We start from the raw sequence: 4125 nt of genomic DNA, 5'->3' as shown, positions 1-4125 counted from the left end.
ATTTTGACATTCTGATCGTCACCAAGGACAAAAATTCCGCCAAGCAAGTCAAGAAATCGCGTGAGCTGGATGAGGAACTGATGGCCAATGAGGACATTACGCGAACCAGCATTATCTATCACAGCATTGGTTTTGTAAATGACAAGATCGAGCGCAATTACTACTTCTTTGTAGATATCCTTAACGAAGGAATCATGCTTTTTGATTCCGGGAAATTCTCCTTATCCCAGCCCAAAGCTCTAAATGCGGCACAACGGGTAGAAAAATCGACTGAGGAATTCGAGCATTGGTTTGAAAGTGCATCAAATTTCTTTCTCAGTTACCAGGATACCTTCAACCGGGCGAATTACAAGGAAGCTGCCTTTCTCTTACATCAAACCACGGAAAGATTTTATTCAGCTATCCTCCTTGTTTTCACAGATTACAAGCCGCGAATCCATGACATTGAAATTTTAGGAAATCAGGTCGTTAAGCAACATGCAGAATTTGCGACTGTTTTTTCGATGACGACTGAGGAGGAAAAGCGGTTGTTTGTACTTCTTAAAAAGGCGTATATCGATGCGAGGTATAACAGGAATTACAAGATTGAGAAGGCGGAGTTGGAGTATTTGGGGAGTCGAGTCAGTCTTTTAAAAACATTGACAGAGCAGATTTGTAAGGAGCGGATTATGCGGCTTACTAATTGATTATTATCCAATGTAAATTAGGTTGACAAATGAAAAGTATAACCAAAATAAAACTGACCAATTTCAAACGTTACATACAATTTGAAGAGATATTTGACGATCAAATAAATCTTTTAATAGGTGACAATGAAGCAGGAAAAAGTTCGATTTTGACAGCCATAGATATCGTACTTAGCGGCAGCAGAAAAAAAGTAGAATCAATAGGTCTTGATTATCTATTCAATACAAAAGTTGTAAGTGCATTTTTGAATTCTGACAAAAAATACAGCGATCTTCCTGTTCTAAAAATAGAAATATTTCTAAATGAGCAAAACAACGAAGAGACAAACGGCAAAATAAATAGTGATAAAAAAGAGCTTGATGGACTAACTATGGTATGTGAGCCAAATGCTGATTACTCTTCTGATATCAAACGGATATTACAAGAAGAAAACTGTATATTCCCTTTTGAATACTATTCTATAAACTTCAAAACTTTTGCTGACCAATCGTATTCTTCCTACAAAAAGCACATCAAGCACATTTTGATAGACAACTCACAGGTGAGCAGCGAATATGCCATGAGGGAATATATCAAGGATATTTACAACAGCTCGGTTACTACTTCATTAGAGAAATACAAACATCAACACGAATATAGATCTCATAAGGAGAATTTTAAAAATTATTCATTTAAAGAGCTTAATGAAAGGCTAGGCAAATACAAGTTTGCGATCAAATCTAACTCAAAATCAAACTTAGAAGCTGATCTCACAATTTTTGAGGGTGATATATCTATTGATAATAAAGGCAAAGGAAAACAGTGTTTTATTAAGACGGAACTCGCACTTAGCAGAAAATCCAACGATCTCGAACTCGTCCTTTTGGAAGAGCCAGAGAACCATCTTAGCCATGCGAATGTCAGACTTTTAATCCAGAGCATCAGAAGGACAAATGACAAACAGATATTTATCGCTACGCACAGCGATATGATTAGCACGAGACTCGATCTTCGAAAATCCATACTGCTTAATAGCACAAGTATTTGTTCTACTAGACTGGAATCGCTACCCGAGGATACTGCTAAGTTTTTTGTAAAAGCGCCGGATAACAATATTTTAGAATTTATCCTGTCTAGTAAGGTAATTTTAGTTGAGGGTGATGCTGAATATCTACTACTGACTGCTTTTTTCGAAAAGTCCTTTGGCGAAAGTATAGACGAATATGGTGTACATGTCATTTCCGTTGGAGGAACAAGTTTTAAGCGCTATTTAGATATTGCTACGATACTCAATATAAAGACAGCAGTTATCCGAGATAATGACAAAAATTATGAGCGAAACTGCGTTGAAAACTACGCGGATTATAGTAAACCTAACATATCGATATTTTTCGACACTGATAATACTAGAAATACTTTTGAAGTCTGTCTGTTCCAGGATAATACTGAGGCGTGTGAAAAACTTTTTGGAGCAAATAGAAAGAGCTTGTCTGCACTAGAATATATGTTAAAAAACAAAGCCGAGGCCGCCTTTAAACTGCTCGATATAGCGAGTAGCTTGGTCGTGCCTGCCTATATTAACAATGCGTTAACATGGATAAAAAATTAATATTGGCATGCGCCGGATCAGGCAAGACCTATCATATTATCGAACAATTAAATGATACTGATCGATTTCTAATATTGGCTTACACTATTAACAATATAGATTGCATTAGCAAAAGCATAATTTCAAAGTTTGGTTACCTTCCAGCTAACATAAAAATAAAATCTTTTTTCAATTTTTTGTATTCATTTTGTTACAAGCCATATCTGTCATCAGATTTAAAGGCAAAAGGAATATATTGGAAATTGCCACCACCGCAAACGTATAATTTGCGAAGATCAAATGATTCGTTTTATATCACCAAAGGTAGGCTATTATATCACAATAGATTGAGCAAGTTATTGGTTGAAAAAAATACAATGGCACTTATTAGCAAACGACTTGAAAAATACTACGATTGTATCTTAGTTGACGAAGTTCAAGATTTTGGCGGACATGACTTTAACCTTCTGATAGATGTCGCAAAATCTCAAATAAAGATGCTCATGGTAGGTGATTTTTTTCAACATACTTTCAATACTAGCAATGATGGACAAGTAAATATTAACCTATATCAAAATTTCATCAAATATAAGCGCATCTTTGACAAGGCTGGTGTGACGCTGGATGATACTACGTTAATAAATAGTAGAAGATGCACAAAAACTGTGTGCGACTTTGTGAGAGAAAATGTTGGAATAGAAATCTACTCTCAATATGCACGAACATCTAACATTATAGTCATTTCTACACAAAGTGAAGCAGATAAGGTTTTGATGGACTCAGGCATTACCAAGCTTTTTTCAAAAGAACATTATAATTATGAATGCGTTTCTGAAAACTGGGGAGGGTGCAAAGGACTTGAATATGAGAACGTCTGCGTTATTTTAGGCGATGAAGCTTTAAAACTATTTAACAAAGGAAAATTAAGAGAGCTAAAACCTATCACCAAAAACAAATTCTATGTTGCTTGCACCAGGGCTAAAAATGACCTTTATTTCTTGCCAAGTAAGTTCGCGAAAATCTACAGAAAAGGCGTCGACAAACAAGCTTAGATTAAAGGAGTATTCGCGCCACATACCTTCGAACTCGACATTTACAAGAATTTTTAAAGACTCGCACTAAGCCGCCCTCCTCAGCGGATGTCCATACGGATCCAAAACCTGAGGCAAGTTGGTATCAATCTGATTGCTGTAAACTCCATCAATAACCCGATACGCAGAAAGCTTGTTATCCGGATACTGAAAGTAAGTCAAATCCATAATCTCATTTTCCGTCAAGCCCGGGATCATCCAGGATAGCGCGGCGTCACCTTTCAATATCAGAGGCTGCCGCTTACCATCATTGTGTATCGCACCAATCATTGGGCTCGCATCCTGTGTCACAATTGCAAAAGTGTTCATTCCCTTCCAGGTCGAGTAAATAGCTCCCATTGCGAAGAATTTCTTTTCCAAAGGCTTGATGTACCAGGACTCGTAGCTCTTCTTGTTGTTCAAATCCGGGTAGTGCGGCTCGAAAAACCCTGTACATAGTACCAGGCAACGATTATGCTTCGCATACTTCCACCACATTTTATCCCGGTTGAATAAGTCATAGTTGGTTGCATTAAGCGTGTTGAATTTGAATGCCTTCTCGTCCGTTACATTCGTTGGCACTAGTCTCCACCTATATAAGTCAAGCGACCTCGGAGTGGTCATCACCGGCAAAAATGGCTTTTCAAAGCCATTGAAGTCATACCTCTTTTTGAACTGTTCAAGCTTGTCAACAGGAAGTTTGAACTCGGCTTTCAAAGTTTCAACATCACTTTCATTCGACACATGGTAGCACATAACCTCAATATTTAAGTAAGGAACGTCGATTTTATTTATCTCTAC

The 4125-nt window shown here is 37.3% G+C and carries 4 protein-coding genes; 3 read left to right on the top strand and 1 reads right to left on the bottom strand.

Translation table 11 applies throughout. The features are described from left to right. The 3 genes from ACTIE6_RS19615 to ACTIE6_RS19605 all read left to right on the top strand — a co-directional run. The coding region (locus ACTIE6_RS19615) for a HEPN domain-containing protein (RefSeq protein WP_439558262.1) at positions 1-686 on the top strand (686 nt) is incomplete at its 5' end. Positions 687-715: 29 nt separating this feature from the next. Then, on the top strand, positions 716-2275 hold the full coding sequence (locus tag ACTIE6_RS19610; protein WP_439558261.1) for an ATP-dependent nuclease: 1560 nt from the start codon (positions 716-718) through the stop codon (positions 2273-2275). Then, a complete protein-coding gene (locus ACTIE6_RS19605; protein WP_439558260.1) occupies positions 2260-3306 on the top strand; it encodes a DNA helicase UvrD in 1047 nt (348 codons plus the stop codon). The genes ACTIE6_RS19610 and ACTIE6_RS19605 overlap by 16 nt, the downstream gene beginning before the upstream one ends. A 66-nt stretch (positions 3307-3372) precedes the next feature. Here the strand turns inward: ACTIE6_RS19605 and ACTIE6_RS19600 are convergent. Further along, a partial coding sequence (locus ACTIE6_RS19600; RefSeq protein ID WP_439558259.1) for an SOS response-associated peptidase occupies positions 3373-4125 on the bottom strand: 753 nt, incomplete at its 5' end.

This window comes from Dyadobacter sp. (assembly GCF_051859145.1).
Lineage (GTDB): Bacteria > Bacteroidota > Bacteroidia > Cytophagales > Spirosomataceae > Dyadobacter.
This window is presented reverse-complemented; position numbering and strand designations above follow the sequence as displayed.

What these genes read in the sequence shown, in the direction of transcription:
- ACTIE6_RS19610 (WP_439558261.1), top strand. Translation starts at nt 716, where the DNA reads ATGAAAAGTATAACCAAAATAAAACTGACCAATTTCAAACGTTACATA.
- ACTIE6_RS19605 (WP_439558260.1), top strand. Translation starts at nt 2,260, where the DNA reads ATGGATAAAAAATTAATATTGGCATGCGCCGGATCAGGCAAGACCTAT.